General features: G+C 67.5%; 14 protein-coding genes. 8 read left to right on the top strand and 6 right to left on the bottom strand.

Annotated elements, in window-relative coordinates; genetic code table 11:
- Window positions 1–2: 2 nt before the first annotated feature.
- Window positions 3–2,078: an MMPL family transporter gene (locus AOZ06_RS42810; RefSeq protein WP_054294589.1), complete on the bottom strand. Its 2,076-nt coding sequence runs from the start codon at window positions 2,076–2,078 to the stop codon at window positions 3–5.
- Window positions 2,079–2,159: 81 nt separating this feature from the next.
- On the opposite strand from AOZ06_RS42810, the gene AOZ06_RS42805 reads away from it, so the two are divergent.
- The gene (locus AOZ06_RS42805; protein WP_063810216.1) at window positions 2,160–2,837 is read left to right on the top strand and encodes a TetR/AcrR family transcriptional regulator; all 678 of its coding nucleotides are present in this window, start codon (window positions 2,160–2,162) and stop codon (window positions 2,835–2,837) included.
- 443 nt (window positions 2,838–3,280) lie between these two features.
- On the opposite strand, the gene AOZ06_RS42800 is transcribed toward AOZ06_RS42805, so the two are convergent.
- Entirely contained in the window at window positions 3,281–5,473 is a 2,193-nt protein-coding gene (locus AOZ06_RS42800; protein WP_054294587.1) for a (Fe-S)-binding protein, read from the bottom strand.
- A gap of 234 nt (window positions 5,474–5,707) precedes the next feature.
- Between AOZ06_RS42800 and AOZ06_RS58640 the strand changes: the two genes are divergently transcribed.
- Window positions 5,708–5,869, top strand: coding sequence for a hypothetical protein (locus AOZ06_RS58640; protein ID WP_157233555.1), 162 nt, complete (start codon window positions 5,708–5,710; stop codon window positions 5,867–5,869).
- A 75-nt stretch (window positions 5,870–5,944) separates the two neighbouring features.
- Here the strand turns inward: AOZ06_RS58640 and AOZ06_RS42795 are convergent, their stop codons facing one another.
- Window positions 5,945–7,000, bottom strand: a complete 1,056-nt coding sequence (locus tag AOZ06_RS42795) for a hypothetical protein (protein WP_157233554.1) — start codon at window positions 6,998–7,000, stop codon at window positions 5,945–5,947.
- Window positions 7,001–7,522: 522 nt separating this feature from the next.
- On the opposite strand from AOZ06_RS42795, the gene hsaA reads away from it, so the two are divergent.
- Genes hsaA through hsaB form a run of 4 tightly spaced genes read left to right on the top strand, consistent with a single transcriptional unit; the run spans window position 7,523 to window position 10,969 of the window.
- The gene (hsaA, locus tag AOZ06_RS42790) at window positions 7,523–8,683 is read left to right on the top strand and encodes a 3-hydroxy-9,10-secoandrosta-1,3,5(10)-triene-9,17-dione monooxygenase oxygenase subunit (RefSeq protein ID WP_054294585.1); all 1,161 of its coding nucleotides are present in this window, start codon (window positions 7,523–7,525) and stop codon (window positions 8,681–8,683) included.
- On the top strand, window positions 8,674–9,531 hold the full coding sequence (gene hsaD, locus AOZ06_RS42785; protein WP_054294584.1) for a 4,5:9,10-diseco-3-hydroxy-5,9,17-trioxoandrosta-1(10),2-diene-4-oate hydrolase: 858 nt from the start codon (window positions 8,674–8,676) through the stop codon (window positions 9,529–9,531). Before hsaA ends, hsaD begins: the two co-directional genes overlap by 10 nt.
- The gene (gene hsaC / locus AOZ06_RS42780; protein ID WP_054294583.1) at window positions 9,531–10,433 is read left to right on the top strand and encodes an iron-dependent extradiol dioxygenase HsaC; all 903 of its coding nucleotides are present in this window, start codon (window positions 9,531–9,533) and stop codon (window positions 10,431–10,433) included. The genes hsaD and hsaC overlap by 1 nt, the downstream gene beginning before the upstream one ends.
- Window positions 10,430–10,969 (top strand): 3-hydroxy-9,10-secoandrosta-1,3,5(10)-triene-9,17-dione monooxygenase reductase subunit, encoded by a 540-nt coding sequence (gene hsaB, locus AOZ06_RS42775; protein WP_054294582.1) that lies wholly within the window; start codon window positions 10,430–10,432, stop codon window positions 10,967–10,969. Before hsaC ends, hsaB begins: the two co-directional genes overlap by 4 nt.
- Here hsaB and AOZ06_RS42770 read toward each other — a convergent pair.
- Entirely contained in the window at window positions 10,938–11,873 is a 936-nt protein-coding gene (locus AOZ06_RS42770) for an acyl-CoA dehydrogenase family protein (protein ID WP_054294581.1), read from the bottom strand. The genes hsaB and AOZ06_RS42770 overlap by 32 nt on opposite strands.
- Before the next feature lie 126 nt (window positions 11,874–11,999).
- On the opposite strand from AOZ06_RS42770, the gene AOZ06_RS42765 reads away from it, so the two are divergent.
- Window positions 12,000–13,556 (top strand): serine/threonine-protein kinase, encoded by a 1,557-nt coding sequence (locus tag AOZ06_RS42765; RefSeq protein ID WP_335338430.1) that lies wholly within the window; start codon window positions 12,000–12,002, stop codon window positions 13,554–13,556.
- Between the two features lie 72 nt (window positions 13,557–13,628).
- Window positions 13,629–14,504, top strand: coding sequence for an SAM-dependent methyltransferase (locus AOZ06_RS42760; RefSeq protein ID WP_225953038.1), 876 nt, complete (start codon window positions 13,629–13,631; stop codon window positions 14,502–14,504).
- Here the strand turns inward: AOZ06_RS42760 and AOZ06_RS42755 are convergent.
- Together AOZ06_RS42755 and AOZ06_RS42750 are read right to left on the bottom strand one after the other, a co-directional pair.
- Window positions 14,501–15,268 carry an enoyl-CoA hydratase/isomerase family protein gene (locus tag AOZ06_RS42755; RefSeq protein ID WP_054294580.1) on the bottom strand — a complete coding sequence of 256 codons (768 nt, stop codon included), beginning with the start codon at window positions 15,266–15,268 and terminating at the stop codon, window positions 14,501–14,503. The two genes, AOZ06_RS42760 and AOZ06_RS42755, sit on opposite strands and share 4 nt — an antisense overlap.
- Window positions 15,265–16,428, bottom strand: coding sequence for a CaiB/BaiF CoA transferase family protein (locus AOZ06_RS42750; protein ID WP_054294579.1), 1,164 nt, complete (start codon window positions 16,426–16,428; stop codon window positions 15,265–15,267). Before AOZ06_RS42750 ends, AOZ06_RS42755 begins: the two co-directional genes overlap by 4 nt.
- Window positions 16,429–16,431: the final 3 nt, after the last annotated feature.

The raw sequence follows: 16,431 nt of genomic DNA, 5'->3' as shown, positions 1-16,431 counted from the left end.
GTTCAGGCGGGGGCTGGGACTTTTTCGGTTTCCTGGATGCCGACGCGGTTGTGCACGCGCCGCAGGAAACCAGGTGACCACCACGCCGCGGTGCCGAGCAACCGCATCCCGGCCGGGACGAGAATGCCGCGGATCAGGGTGGCGTCGACCAGGATCGCCAGGCCGCTGCCGATGCCGAACAGCTGGATGAAGCTGACACCGCTCGTGCCGAACGCCAACAGGCTCACGGCAAGCAGCACGGCGGCGGTGGTGATCAGCCTGCTGGTCCTCGACAGGCCGGTGACGACGGCGTCGTGCAGGCTGGCGCCCTGGTCGTGCATCTCCTTGATCCGGCTCAGCACGAACACCTCGTAGTCCATGGAAAGCCCGAAGGTGATGCAGAACAGCAGCACGAGCATGCTCGTGTCCAACGGCAGCGGCGTGAAGCCGAGGAAACCCGACAGCCAGCCGTCCTGGAACACCAGCACCATCAGGCCGATCGTGGCCGACAGGCCGAGGACGTTGAACAGCAACGCCCTGATCGGCTGCAGCACGCTGCCGGTGAACAGGAACAGCAGGACGAACGTGGTCAGCGCGATCAGCAGGAACGCCAGCGGGAGCCTGCCGCCGATGGCGTCGTTCGTGTCCATCAGCGTGGCCGTGTCCCCGCCGACCTGCAGATCCATCCCGCTGCCGCGGATGGTCTCGACCAGGTTCTCAGCCTGCTCCGACCGTGGGCCGTCATGCGCGACGACCTGGAACAGCACGGCGTTGTCACGGGTCTTCGAGGTCACCCGCGCGGCGCCGGGCATGGCGGACAGCCGTTCGGTGTAGTCGGCGACGTTGACCGGACCGACAGCGATCGCACTGATGGCGCGAGAATCGTCGTCGGGGAAGTGCGCGCGCAAGGCGTCTCCGACAACACGCGTGTCCGACGACGTGGTCAGCACGCGATCGTCCGGCGAGCCGAACTGCACGTGCAGCAACGGAACCGCGGCAAGCGCGAGCGCGAGCACGACAGGAATGGCCGCGCGGGCCGGGCGGCGCATGGTGCTGTCAGCGAACCTGGCCCAGAACCGTGAATCCGTGCTCGGCGTGCGGCGCAACACCTTGCCCGCGTTGATCCGGTAGCCGAGGAGTTTCAGCATCGCGGGCAGCACGAACAACGCGGCGGCCATGGCGATCACGACGACACCGATCCCGGCGTACGCGAACGACCGGAGGAAGTACATCGGGAAGATGAGCAGGACAGCGAGCGCCGCGGTGACAGCGAGCCCGCTGAAGAAGATGGTCCGGCCCGCGGTTCTGACGGTCGTGCGCACGGCCACGTCGATGGCGGTGCCACGCCCGAGTTCCTCACGGAACCGGTTGACCATCAGCAGGGCGTAGTCGATGGCGAGCCCGAGGCCAAGCGCCGTGGTCAGGTTGATCGCGAACACGGAGACGTCGGTGATCGAACCGAGCACAGCGAGTTCGGCGAACGTGCCGAGGATGGCGATGCCGCCGATGGCCAGCGGCAGCAGCGCGGACACCAGGCTGCCGAACGCGATGACCAGCAGGATCAGGATCAACGGGACCGCGATCGCCTCGGCCACGAGGAGGTCCTTGCCGACCTGGGCGTTGATGTCGGTGCCGACGGCCCCGCCGCCGCCGATCGTCACCTCGATCGGCCCCTTCTGACCGCTGTAGCGGTCCCGCAAGTCCTCGACCTCGGCGTCACCGTTGACCTTCGCCACGACGAGGGCGTACTGGCCATCGCCAGACCGCATCGGTGGCGCGTTGGTGCTGAAGTACGAGACGACATCACGCAGGTCCCGGTCGTTCGTGAGCTGGTTGGTCAGCGTGGTACCGGCGCCACGGACAGCCGGGTCGTCGACGTTGCCCCCGACCAGGAAAACCAACTGGTCGCCCCCGTTGAAATGACGTCCGGCCAGCTCGGCAGCCCGCGCGGACTCGGACGAGGGGTCGGTGAAACCTTCGCCCTTGAGCTTGCCGAACGCGGTGAACCCGAACGCACCCGCACCTGCGAGAAGCAGGGCGGTGAGGACGAGGATCGCCTTGGCGTGGCCGGTGACGACCCGGCCGATCCATCCGAACATGAGCACCCCAGAATGTGTACACCCGTAAACTTGGTGGCCGTTAACTTGTCACGAATGTGCACGGGTGTCAACATTAATCTCATGACAGGCCAGCCCAAGCGGGGCTACCACCACGGCGACCTGCGCAACGCACTGATCGCAGCCGCCGCCCGACTCGCGGAGACGGGCGGCCCGCAAGCGGTGACCGTGCGATCAGCGGCGAAGGCGGCAGGCGTCACCCCGACAGCGGCCTACAGACACTTCGAGAACCACGAACAGCTCCTGGGAGCGGCGAAAGACCAGGCGATGGACCGGATGGCCGACGCCATGCGCAAACGAATAGGAGCGCTCCCCGAGATAGCCGACCCGGTCCGGCGCGCGATGAGCACCCTCGGCGGCATCGCGTGCGGCTACATCGACTTCGCCACCGCGGAACCCGGCCTGTTCCGGACAGCGTTCGAACAAGGTGCGGCGATGGACGGACCGGAACTGGCCAAGATGGACGCCGCGTTCAGGTTCCTCATCGAAGGCCTGGACCTGCTGGTGGAAGTCGGTCACCTGGCACCACGTGACCGGCCGTTCGCGGAGATCACGGCATGGTCGGCCGTACACGGCTTCTCGATGCTGGTGATCGACGGCCCGATGCGCGACTGGGACCCGGAAATGGTCAACGCGGCCCGCGAACGCATGCTCGGCGTGTTGTCCCGCGGGATGAGCAGCAGGGAAATCGACGATCAGCTGGTGGCGGATGTCCTGGCAGACATCAAGGGAGGCGACTAGCCAAAGCCGGTTGCCGAGGAAAAGCTTCGGCCAAACCGAATGGAAGTCAGCCCACCGCCAGTCGGCCGGCACACCAGTCAAGAACGCCCGACCACCAACAACGGCAAGCGCAGGCCGGCCCAGGAAAGCCAGTGTGCAGGCGCGCGGCAGTCCGAGCGGCGAGCCGCGCCAGGGCCAGCCAGTCCGAGAAGACTAGTACGCCAGCGCGGGCCAGCCCGAGAAAGCCAGCGCGCAGCCGCAGGCCAGCCCAAGGAAGCTGGCGCGCAAGCGCAGAACCGGCCAACAGCGACCCGCGCACAAGCACGCAAACCGGCCAGAGCGGCAAGCGCGCAAGCGCAGCGACGGGCAGAGCACCCACGCCACCAAGAACACGCCGAGGACCAGAGCAAGAAGGCTCCTGCCCAGAGGTCAGCCCCCGGCGAGGGAAAGGCTTGTTCCGTGAATCAATCAGCAGAAGGAACATTGTCCGAACTGACGGAACGCCTCACAGACTCAAGCAAAAGCTGAGACACATCTTTGACGGCGACACCGTCACCAAGCCCCTCACTCTGCCGGGTAGTCAAACCGTCATTGATCATCACCCGACAGAAAGGACACCCAGTCACAACGGTGTCGGTACCCGTGCCGAGAGCCTCGTCGACACGCTCTTCGTTGACACGCTTGCCGATCCGCTCTTCCATCCACATCCGAGCACCACCAGCGCCGCAGCACAACGAGCGATCGGCATGCCGAGGCATCTCGGTGAGCGAAGCACCGGCCGCACCGATGAGCTCACGCGGCGGCGTGTAAACCTTGTTGTGCCGCCCCAGGTAACACGGGTCGTGATACGTGACTCCAGGCCCCTGGGGGTCCGCGGGAGCGACGGGCGTCAGTTTGCCGGCCTGAACCAGCCTGTTCAGCAACTGGGTGTGGTGAACGACTTCGTAGTTCCCGTCCAGTTGCGGATACTCGCGACCCAGCGTGTTCATGCAGTGCGGACAAGTCGTCACGATCTTGCGCTGCAGCGGTTCCCTGCCTTCGAAGACCGCGTTGAGCATCTCGACGGTCTGCTGCGCCATCATCTGGAAGAGGAACTCGTTGCCCGATCGCCGCGCCGGGTCACCGGTGCAGCTCTCCTCCTTGCCCAGCACCACGTAGTTGACGCCGGCCAGGTGCAGCAGTTCGGCTGTGGCGCGAACCGTCTTGCGGGCGTTGTCGTCGAAGGCCCCCGCGCAGCCGATCCAGTACAGGTATTCCACGTCGGACGCCAGTTCGCCGTCGAACACCGGCACGTCGAAGTCGAGGCCCTTCGCCCAGTCCATCCGCTCGTTGTTGTTCTGGCCCCAGGGGTTTCCCTTGGTCTCCAGGTTGCGGAACAGCGTCCCCAGTTCGGTCGGGAACTCCGATTCGATCATCACCTGGTAGCGGCGCATGTCGACGATGTGGTCCACGTGCTCGATGTCCACCGGGCACTGTTCCACGCAGGCGCCGCACGTCGTGCACGACCAGAGCACTTCCGGGTCGATCACGCCGCCCATTTCCAGCGTTCCCACCAGCGGTCGTCCGCCCTGGTCGCCGGGCACACGCGGGAATCCCGCCTCGGGCACGTGGTGCGGGTCGTTCTGCTCGACCACTTCCACCGCGTCCGACGGCTCCTTGCCGCCGATCAGGTACGGCGCCTTCGCGAACATGTGGTCGCGCAGGTCCATGATCACCAGTTTGGGGGACAACGGCTTGCCGGTGTTCCACGCCGGGCACTGGGACTGGCAGCGCCCGCACTCGGTGCACGTGGCGAAGTCCAGCATGCCCTTCCACGTGAAGTCCTCGATCTTGCCGCGGCCGAACACGTCGTCCTCGCCCGGGTCCTCGAAGTCGATCGGCTTGCCGTCGGACTTCATCGGCAGCAGCGGGCCCAGGCCGTCCGGCAGGCGCTTGGCCGTCACGTTGATCGGCGCCAGGAAGATGTGCAGGTGCTTGGAGTGCAGCACGATGATCAGGAAGCTGAGCATCACGCCGATGTGCAGCAGCAGCCCGACGGTCTCGATGACCTCGTTCGCGCTGTGGCCGAGCGGTTCGAGCAGGTTGCCGACCCCGAGCGACACGAACGCGCCGCCGTCGTAGGGGAGGTTGCCCGCCGCCGCGGACGCGCCGCGGAACAGGAACATCGTCCAGACCACGTTGAAGATCATCACCAGGATCAGCCACGCGCCGCCGGTGTGCGAGCCGTAGAAGCGGGACTTGCGTTCCTTGCGTTCCGGTGACTGCCTGATCCGCAGGATCGCGAAGACCGCCAGCGAGACGGCCACCATCACGGCGATGAAGTCCTGGAGGAAGCCGAGCACCGACCAGTGGCCGATGAAGGGGATCGCGAACTTGTCGTAGAACAGCGCGCCGTACGCCTCGAGGTACACCGACGCGAGGATCACGAAGCCCCAGAACGTGAACAGGTGCGCGATGCCGGGCACCGACCACTTCAGCAGCTTGCGCTGGCCGAACACCTCGGCGAGGTGCGCGGCGACGCGGGTGCCCAGATTGTCGGACCTGTCGTTGTCGGGCTGCCCCGAGCGGATCAACCGGTTCAGCCAGAGCACCCGCTGCGCGGCGAACCCAAGCCCGACAACGGTCATCAACAGACCAAGTACGAGACGAACGACCACGTGGACCCAACCTCGTCAGTGTGAGCTTGTGTAGTAACGGCACGCCTTGCACGCGTACCGCATCTTCGCAATCCGCCACCGCGGTCCGTCACCCGGACAAACCCCGAGCCGATCGTAAGGCCGCACTGGCTGATGCGCTTCATAACGCTCGGTGGCGCGTCCGAGATACGCCCTTCTGACGACAAGCCCACGCCGAGCCGCGCTGCGTGACCGCGCTGAGTCCCGGCAGAACCGGTGCACGAGACCGAGCCCGGTCAGTCCGCCGAGGTCGTTGACCTGTTCGACGACGCCGTAGCCGGGATGCTCGTGTTCGCAGGTGAGCAGCACCGGGAGATCGCAGTAGGCACATCGGGAGCCACACGCGAGGCACCGCGCCAAGGCGTGTCGCATGGGTGAGCCTCCCTGTGACCGGCGCCACTTTCTCAAGGAGGGTATACATGATTCTTTACTGAGAGGTACCACCCATTCGGGCTAGGTGCGCACCCGGTGATCGTGGGTGGCCGTGGTGACGGCGTGGTTGACGAGGTGTTCGGGCAGCTCCGACTGCTCACCGTGCCAACGCACCCATTGCGGGAAGAGCGCCTTGGCCAGACCGGTCAGCGGATCCTCGGGGACCCAGTCGTCGGCGAACATCGCGAGCTGGGCTTCGACCCGCGTCGGTGAGATCGAATGCCAGACTTGCGGCACCACACCTTCCATCCAGTCGGTCGCCAGTGCTGCGACGGCTTCGGTGTCGGGTTCTGTGCCGTGCCGATCGCGATACCAGTCCGTGAACCCGGTGGCCATCGGCTCGATGTCGAAGTCGCGGTACAGATCGAGTGCGGGCGGCAGGAGGGCCGCGCCGCGTTCCGTCGTCGCCACGCCGAGGTCGTGGACCCGCCGCGCCACCCGGAACCAGTTGTTCATCGCGGCTTGGGTCTCGTCACCTCGGATGAAGGTCTCATCCATGTCGAGCTGGACGAGCGGCTGCAGACGGTCCGAAGAGCGGACGGGAACCGGTTGCGCTTGCTTGGCCGTGTCGCCGACGGCCGATCGCCACGCCTCGACGGCCTGTTCGACGTCGTCGAAGAGGCCGGGCTCGACCAGCGCGACCGGGGTCGTCCCGGTTTCGAGATCGAAGAGGAAGGCGGCGGGCAGTTCTTCGCCGGGGTAGCGGTAGGTCGCGATGATCGCGATCCTCGAGCCGTAGGCATCGCGTATCTGCCACAAGTCGCCGGCAGCCGTGACCTTCATTGGATCGCGCAGCCAGTCGGGAAGGTGTGACCGCGAGCCGCGGAGCGCGGCCTCGGCGTGAGGCGCGAGGTGTGGCGGCCCCAGCATGGTCATGCCGCGAAGTAGACGTGCGGTCTGCGCACGACCGTCCCTGCCCGCCGCCGCGGCGAGATGCTTGAACCAATTGGCGAATTCCGGCCCGTCGTAGTGGCCATTGATCACCCGGTACAGCTCGGCGCCGAGAAGCTCCGCGGTTGTTTGCTCGACCGCACGCGGCGTTGACGCCTCCAACAGGATGTCGGCTTTGCCGAGCACACTGTGGACGGTGGGCGCGAACCAGTTCGGTGCCGGCCAAGCCGGTTCGGGAGGAAGTCTCACGTCCTGCACGAGCGGGAGCGGGGTGAGGCTCTTCTTCCGCTTCTTCGTACTCTTCTTCTTGCGGCCACGCGACACAGGCGACATGCGCCCGAATGGTAGATCGGACATGGACCCGCCCTGTTGGAGGGGCGCACCGTGTCCCGCGGCGAGCGGATGGTGAACGAGTCGGCTCCCACCTGGGAGTTCTGCTCATTTATCCGAGCTACCCCCGCCACCATCTCGCATGCCTTCCATCGAAATCTGGAGAAAGGACTCCTGTCGCACGTTCAGGGCGGTAAACGGGAGCCGGTTGGCTCGGTAGACGGATGGAGCATCTCTGTCGCGGGTACCCGCGGTGGGGGCGACAGTGCGGAGCCTGCTTCGTGATCATGGGCTGAGCGCCGGAACATCGACAGAAACTGGAACGTGTTCTAGCCTGGGTCCAGTAGGGAGAACACGTTCCAGTTTCGGGAGCTGCTCATGAGCGAGGTCGTCGCCGCGGTCCGGGAACTCCTGCCGGTGCTGCGAGAACGCGCCCAGGAGACCGAGGATCTGCGCAAGATCCCTGCGGAATCGATCGAGTCGCTGCGGCAGGCCGGGTTCTTCAGACTCCTGCAACCCGCGCCGCACGGCGGCTTGGAGGCCGACCCGCTGGACTTCTACCGCTCGGTCCGGATGATCTCCAGCGCCTGCGGCTCGACCGGGTGGGTCTCCTCGGTGCTCGGGTGCCACCCGTGGCAGCTGGGCCTGTTCGCGGCACAAGCGCAGCAGGACGTATGGGGCGAGGACCAGGACGCCCGGATCTCCTCCTCGTACGCGCCGATGGGACGAGCGACCCCCGTCGACGGCGGGTTCCGCTTCTCCGGCCGTTGGAGCTTCTCCTCCGGCTGCGACCACGCCTCATGGGTCTTCCTCGGCGGGCTCGTGCTGGGCGACGACGGCGCGCCGGTCGACTTCCGGACTTTCCTGCTGCCGATCGCGGACTACAAGATCGAGGACGTCTGGGACACCGTCGGACTGCGTGGCACCGGCAGCAACGACATCCTGGTCGACGACGTGTTCGTGCCCGACTACCGGACGCTGAGCTTCCAGGACACCGGCAAGTGCGTGTGCCCGGGTCAGGAAGTGAACACCGGCCCGCTCTACAAGCTGCCGTTCGCGTCGGTCTTCTCGTACTCGATCGCCGCGCCGGTCGTCGGCATGGCCACAGGTGCGTACGAGTCGCACGTGTCCTACATGCGGGAACGAGTGCGGGCCTCATACGGCAACAAGGCCGCCGAGGATCCGTACTCGCAGGTGCGCGTGGCGGAAGCGGCGAGCGACATCGACGCTGCCTGGCTGCAGCTGGAACACAACATCGGCACGGCCTGCAAGCACGTCAACGCCGGCGAGAAGGTCCCGTTCGACCTGCGGATGCGGATCAGGCGTGACCAGGTCAAAGCGACCGCACGAGCGATCGGCGCGGTGGACAGGCTGTTCGAGAACTCCGGTGGCAAGGCGTTGAACGCGGGCACGCCGATCCAGCGGTTCTGGCGTGACGCGCACGCCGGGCGGGTGCACGCGATCAACGACCCGGAACGCGCGCTAGCCATGTACGGCAAGTCGGAACTCGGCCTGAAGGTGCAGGACGCATGGCTCTGACATTCGAGTCCACCTCGCGGACCGCGCAGGCGGGGCCGGACCTCAAGCTGCACTACCACGAAGCCGGTACGGGAGAGCCGGTCGTGATGCTGCACGGCGGCGGGCCCGGCGCCCGCGCGTGGAGCAACTTCGGCCGCAACCTCGAGGTGTTCGCCGAGCGCCACCGGACCCTGCTCGTCGACCAGCCCGGTTTCGGCGACTCGGACAAACCCGAGATCACCGGCCAGTTCTTCACCTACAGCGCGGACGCGCTGCTCGGCGTGCTGGACACACTCGGCATCGAACGGGTGCACCTCGTCGGCAACTCGCTCGGTGGCGGAACAGCCGTGCGGTTCGCGCTGCGCCACCCCGACCGGGCGGGCCGGCTCGTGCTGATGGCGCCCGGCGGACTCGGCCTGAACGTGTTCGCCCCGGACCCGACCGAGGGCATCAAACGGCTGTACGCGTTCGCCGCGCCGCCCGGACCGTCCAAGGAGAAACTCGCGGACTTCCTGCGGACGCTCGTGTTCGACCAGTCGCTGGTCACCGACGAGCTGATCGAGGAGCGCTACCGGGTCGCCGCCGATCCGGAGTCGTTGCGGGCCATGGCATCCATGGGCAAGTCGTTCACCAGCCCGGAGACCTTCGAAGAGGGCATGCTCTGGCGTGAGGCGTACAAGCTGCGGCAACGCGTTCTGCTTGTCTGGGGCCGTGAGGACCGGGTGAACCCAATCGACGGTGCGCTGCTCGCGCTCAAGCTCATCCCGCGCGCGCAACTGCACGTCTTCGGCAGGTGCGGGCACTGGGCTCAGCTGGAGAAGTTCGCCGAGTTCAACCGGCTTTCCCTCGACTTCATCGGGAGCACGTGATGGGCATCCGACAGCTCGCCTACCTGCGCATCGAGGCCACCGACATGGCCAAGTGGCGCGAGTACGGCCTCAAGGTGCTCGGCATGGTCGAAGGCAGGGGTACCGACGAGAACGCGCTGTACCTGCGGATGGACGACTTCCCGGCGCGGCTGGTGATCTTCCCCGGCGAGCGGGACCGGCTGGCGCAGTCCGGCTGGGAGGCCGCGAACGCCGCCGAACTCGCCGAGGTGCGTGCCGCCCTGGACGAGGCGAGCGTGCCGTACAAGGAAGGCACACCGGCCGAACTGGCCGATCGCCGCGTGGTCGAGCTGATCAGGTTCGACGACCCGTCGGGCAACACGCTCGAGGTGTTCCACGGCGCCGCCCTGGAACACCGCAGGGTGGTCAGCCCGTACGGGCACAAGTTCGTCACCGCCCAGCAGGGGCTCGGTCACGTCGTGCTGTCCACACACGACGACGAGGCCGCGCTGCGGTTCTACCGCGACGTACTGGGTTTCCGGCTCAGGGACTCGATGCGGCTGCCGCCGCAACTGGTCGGCCGCCCGGCCGACGGGCCGCCGGCGTGGCTGCGGTTCTTCGGCTGCAACCCGCGCCACCACAGCCTGGCGTTCCTGCCGATGCCGACACCGAGCGGGATCGTGCACCTGATGGTCGAGGTCGAGAACAGCGACGACGTCGGGCTCACGCTCGACCGGGCGTTGCGCCGCGAAGTGCCGCTGTCGGCGACGCTCGGCAGGCACGTCAACGACCTGATGCTGTCGTTCTACATGAAGACACCGGGTGGCTTCGACGTGGAGTTCGGCTGCGAGGGCCGCCAGGTCGACGACGAGGACTGGATCGCACGCGAGAGCACGGCGGTCAGCCTGTGGGGCCACGACTTCAGCGTCGGCGCGAAACCGTGACTGCCACCGTGACGGCTGATTTCCGGCGGGTGCTCGGGCATTTCTGCACGGGTGTCACGGTGGTCACCGGCGAGGGCCCGGTCGGGTTCGCCTGCCAGGCCTTCGCCGCGCTGTCGCTCGACCCGCCGCTCGTGCTGTTCTGCCCCGGCAGGACTTCCCGTACCTGGCAGGCGATCGAGCGGTCCGGCAGGTTCTGCGTGAACGTGCTCGCCGACGACCAGCAGGAGCTGTCGACGGTGTTCGGCCGGGCCGGTGCGGACAAGTTCGCCGCGACGCGCTGGCGTCCCGCGCCCAGCGGCGCGCCGATCCTGGACGGCGTGCTGACGTGGGTGGACTGCGACGTCGAGGAAGTCCGAGACGGCGGCGACCACCACATCGTGATCGGCCGTGTGCGCCAGCTGGGCGCGTGCCGTGACGCCCAGCCGCTGCTGTTCTACCGCGGCCGTTACACGGCGACCGACGTGCAGGCCGAACGCAAGCCCAACGCCATGCTGGACAACCTTTTCACGTGGTCGCGGCACGCCGACTGGATATGACGTCCACCAGCCGCGCGACGTGCTCGTGCGGCTGGCCGAACAGCTGCGCGCTGTTGTGCGCCCGCTTGAAGTAGCGGTGTGCGTCGTGCTCCCACGTGATCGCGATCCCGCCGTGCAGCTGGATCATCTCACCCGCCACAGTGGACAGTGTTTCCGCGCAGTGCGCCGCGGCCACGGCGGCGAGGTCCGGGTTCTCGGCGGCGGCGTACGAGATCGACCTGGCTGTCTCGACGAGAACGTGCATGTCGGCCATCCGGTGTTTCAACGCCTGGAAACTGCCGATCGGCCTGCCGAACTGGACGCGGGTCCTGGTGTGGTCCACGGTCATGTCCAAACACCGCTGCGCGGCGCCGACCTGTTCGGCGCTCAACGCGCTCAACGCGATGTCCCGCAGCCGCGGCGCGGGCGGTCCGATCCGGGTTCCGCCGGAAAGGCGCACGGTCGCCAGCCGCCTTGATTCGTCCATCGCGGGGGTATGCACGCGATGCGTGGAATCGCCGAGATAAAGACCATCGGGTGTGGCGACGAGCAGCACATCGGCGACATCGCCGTCGAGTACGCACGCGACCGTTTCGGAAACCGAATCCGCCCACAGGACAGTCGCCGATGTGCTGCCGTCGACAATGCCGGGCAGGTGATCCGCGCACGCCGGCGCATTACCGCTGAGTAGCAGAGCTTGTGTGGCCAGCACTGTGGACAACATCGGCACCCGTGCCAGTACGCGCCCGGTTTCCTCGAGGACGACGTGTGATTCCAGCAATGTCGCGCCCGCGCCGCCGTATTGCTCCGGTACGGCGAGTCCGGCGACGCCGATCTGGCGGCACAGCCCTGTCCACGAGACGTCGGCGCGGTCGAGCATGTGCCGCACGGCGTCCCGCAGATCGTCGTGTTCCGAGCCGAGCATACGCCCATCAAACCAAACAATCGCTTGGTTTGCTACCGGCCGACCCCCTGCCGCTTCACCGGAACGCGGGTTGGGTTCGATAAGGTTGACGCCGTCGGGTACACGCACGCGAGGAAAGAAGTAGTCATCGAAAAGGGGCAGCTGGTCGCCGGTCGCTACCGGCTGCTGGACACCATCGGCAGTGGCGCGATGGGAATCGTCTGGCAGGCACGTGACGAGCGGCTCGACCGCACGGTTGCTATCAAGCAGCTGTTGATGCGCGCCGGGCTCTCGGAGAGCCAGGCCGCCGACGCGCGCCGCAGGGCCATGCGCGAAGGCCGGATCGCCGCGCGGTTGCAGCACCGCAACGCCATCGCCTTGTTCGACGTCGCCGAACACGATGGCGACCCCTGTCTGATCATGGAGTACCTGCCGTCGCTGAGCCTGTCCGGCCTGCTGGCCGAGCGCGGCACGCTCTCGCCGGAGGAGGCCGCGCAGATCGGCGTGCAGGTGGCCACCGGGCTGACCGCCGCGCACGCGGCCGGGATCGTGCACAGGGACGTCAAGCCGGGCAACATCCTGATCGACCAGGGCGGTCAGGTGAAGATCACCGACTTCGGCATCTCCCGGTCGACCGACGACGGCACGATGACCCAGTCCTCGGTCGGCATGCTCGCGGGCACGCCCGCCTACCTGGCGCCGGAAGTGGCCAGGGGACAGGACCCGACCAGGGCGTCGGACGTGTTCTCCCTCGGTGCCACGCTGTACCACGTGGTCGAAGGCCAGCCACCGTACGGCTTCAAGGACAACCCGCTGGCCCAGCTCTACGCCGTGGCCATGGGCAAGGTGCCGGAGCCCAAGCGGGCCGGGTCGTTGAGCAAAGCCCTGATGGAGCTGCTCCGCGCGGACCCCGCGGACCGGCCGACCATGCCGGAACTGGTCACCACGTTCGGCGAGCTCGCCGGGGGCGCGACCGTCGTCGTGCCCAAGGAGACGATCAACCCGCCGGTGGCGCCCCGCAAGCCCGCGCCGGTCCAGCAGACGCTGGTCGCGCGGATGCCCGCGCCCGCACCCGCGGCTGTCTCCGTCCAGGCGCCGCCCAAGCCCGTCGAGCGCCGTCCCGCGCCGCCACCCCCGCCCAGGCCGCCGCAGCGGTCCGCTGAACCTCGCAAACCGGGCGGCAGCAAGCGTGTCGCGGGCGTCGTCGGCGCGATCGTCGCGGCAGCTGTCCTCGGCGGTGTCATCGCGACCGTGCTCAGCTCGAGCGGCTCGAAGGACAACCAGGGTGCGCAGACGCCGGTCACTCAGCCGCAAGACACGGTGACCGTGCAGGTCACCCCGTCGCAGACCCCGCCGTCGACGGTACCGACGAACGCCGTCGGCAGCGAAGGCGGCGCGATCGACTGGCGCTCCGCGGGTCTCGCGGTCGTCGCCTACTACAGCGGTGACAAGTCCGCCCAGGAGCGGTGGGGAATGCTGACCCCGAGGGCGCAGCAGATGTTCGGCGACTTCGCCGCGTTCGAGCGGTACTGGGCGCAGTACCCGCAGGTCAGCGGGCGAGGCGCGAGCCGCACGGCGACCGACCCGGACGGCGGCGAGCAGATCGTCTACAACGTGAACTACGGCAGCGGGAACACGTCCACCCGCACGGTCCGCATCGTGCGCCAGGGCGGCAAGCTGCTGATCGACTCCGAAGCGAAGTGACCGGTTGAACCGCGCGATAAACTCGGTGTCCGCGCGCTCCCCGTGGCACGACTTCACCTGACAGGAGACCGGATGACCGCCGGCCGGGACATGTCCGAGTACGTCGCGCCCTTCCAGGACATGGCGGTAGTCGCCTGGCTTGAGGCAGCGGGCATCGACGCGACACTGCCGTCACCGGACCGCGTGTACGACGCGTACCTGGGCGGTTCGCACAACACGGCGGTGGACCGGTCCTTCGTCGACCAGGTCGAGCAGATCCTGCCGCCGATCAAGCCGCTGGCCCGCAACAACCGGTCGTTCCTGCGCCGTGCGGTGAAGGAAGCCGCAGCGGCCGGGATCACCCAGTTCCTCGACATCGGCTCCGGCGCGCCGACCGTCGGCAACGTGCACGAGATCGCCCTGCGGGCCAACCCGGAGGCGCACGTCGTCTACGTCGACTCGAACACCATCGCGGTGCAGAGTTCGTTGATCAAACTGCAGGAGCAGAACGTCACCGACCGGGTCACCATGATCCAGGAGGACCTGCGCAACCCGGACGGCATCCTGGACCACCCGCAGACCCGTGCGCTGATCGACTTCGACAAGCCGGTCTGCCTGCAGATGGTCGCGTTGCTGCACTTCATCGGCGACGAGGACAACCCGGCCGACCTGATCGCGCACTACCGCTCGCGGCTGGCGCCGGGCAGCCTGCTCGTGATGTCGCACATCGCACTGGACGACGCTTCGCAGGAACAGAAAGACCAGGTAGCAGCGTTCCTCGACGCGTACAAGAACACCACGACACGGCTCTACACACGCACCAAGGCCGAGCTGGAGCGCTTGTTCGAAGGCTGGGAGCTGCAGGAACCCGGCATCGTGCACCTCCAGGACTGGCGCCCGGACAACCCCGTCGACCGCGAACCGTCGGCGTATCACCTGGCCTGGTGCGGGGTCGGCCGCAAGGCCTAACGGCCCGTCCAGTTCACCGGCCGCTTCGTGCCGAACGCGGCCACGGCTGTGTGGAAGTCCTCGCTGCCGAACACCTTGCTGACGATGTCGTCGCCGTCCGGCACCGCGGCTCTGCGCAGCCGTGCGATGGCTTGCTTGGCTGCCCACATGCTCAGCGGCGAGTTCCGCAGCACCGTCCCGATCACGGCGTTCGCCGTCCGGTCGAGGTCACCGTCACCGCACAGTTCGTGCACGAAACCGGCGGCTTTGGCGTCGCCGCCGGTCAGCAGCTTGGCCCTCAGCATGATGTCCATCGTGCGCGACGGACCAAGGTGGTGGACCAGCAGTGAATACGTATTCATCGACAGGCAGTTGCCGAGGGTACGGGCGATTGGCACGCCGAATCGCGCCGACGTCGCCGCCACCCGCAGGTCGCACACGGCCGCGATCGCGATACCGGCGCCGACGCAGTAGCCGTGGATGACCGCGATCGTCGGCACAGTCACGTCCTCCAGCCGCGTGAGCACCGCTGCGATCCGTTGCTCGTAAGCGAGTCCGTCCTCGCCAGTCTCGAACTGCTGGAACTGCGTGATGTCGGTGCCTGACACGAACGCCTGACGCCCAGCGCCACGCAACACCATCGCCCGGATCTCGTCGTCCCTGTCAGCGCGTTCACACGCCTCCGCCAGGGACTCGTACATCTCGAACGTCATGGCGTTGTGCTTGTCCGGACGGTTGAAGACGACCTTAAGGACTGGACCGTCCTGTTCGACCACAACGCTCATGACTGCCCTCCGACCAACGCGTCCACTTCGTCATTGGTGTACCCGACAGCGAGCAACACCGCACGCGTATCCGCGCCGAGTGCAGGTCCGGCCGTGTCGCGCCGCGTCGGCGTACGGGACAAGCGCATCGGCGAGCCCAGTTGGCGTACGCCGCCGGGTGCGTCCCAGAGGAAATCCCGTTCGGTGAGCGCGTCGGCGGTGAAAACCTCTCCGTAGTCCGAGATCGGGGCACATGGTACCTGCGCTGCGTCCAGCGCCGTGACCAACTCGGCCACAGTCCGGTGCTGGGTCGCCTCTTCGACCCGCCGGATCAACTCGTCGACGTTCGCCTTGCGGCGGTACGCGTCCGAGAACCGGTCCTGGTCAGCGAGTGCTTGCAGGCCAAGGACTTCACACAGGCCACGCCACGCTTTCGGCGTGATCGCGCCGACCGTGAGCCAGCCGTCCGCGCACCGCACGGCCTGGTACGGCGCCTGCCCCTGGTGCGCGGTGCCGAGCGGGCCACCGACCTCACCCGTGGCGAAGTACTTCCCGGCCTCCCAGACCGCCAGTGAGACCCCGGATTCGAGCAGGCTCACGTCGATGTGCTGACCCTCGCCGCTGTGGTCGCGTTCGCGCAGCGCGGCGAGGACCGCCATCGCCACGTACATCCCGCACACCAGGTCGCAGACGGGGATGCCGATCTTGGCCGGTGGCCCGCCGGGCGGGCCGGTGATGCTCATCAGGCCGCTGCGCGCCTGCGCCATGATGTCGAGGCCCGGCAGCGTCGCAAGTGGACCGTCCTGGCCCCAGCCGGACGCCGACGCGTAGACCAGGCCGGGATTGGACGTGCGCAGCGTGTCGTAGTCGAGTCGCAGTGCGCGCAGCGCGCCTGGCCGGAGGTTCTCCACGAGCACGTCGGCATTGTCGGCCAGCCGCCGGAAGGCAGCGCGGCCGTCCGGTGACTTCAGGTCGAGCGCGACGGACTTCTTGTTCCGGTTCAGCCGGGCGAACGGCGAACTCGCGCCGCCGACGAACGGCCCGGCCTGCCTGACCGGGTCGCCGCCCGCCGGGTTCTCGACCTTCAGCACCTGCGCGCCCAGGTCGGCGAGCTGCATCGTGGCGTACGGGCCCGCCATGAACACGCCAACCTCGAGCACCGTGATTCCAGTGAGTGGCATGCC

Source organism: Kibdelosporangium phytohabitans (genome assembly GCF_001302585.1).
Classification (GTDB): Bacteria; Actinomycetota; Actinomycetes; order Mycobacteriales; family Pseudonocardiaceae; genus Kibdelosporangium; species Kibdelosporangium phytohabitans.
This window is presented reverse-complemented; position numbering and strand designations above follow the sequence as displayed.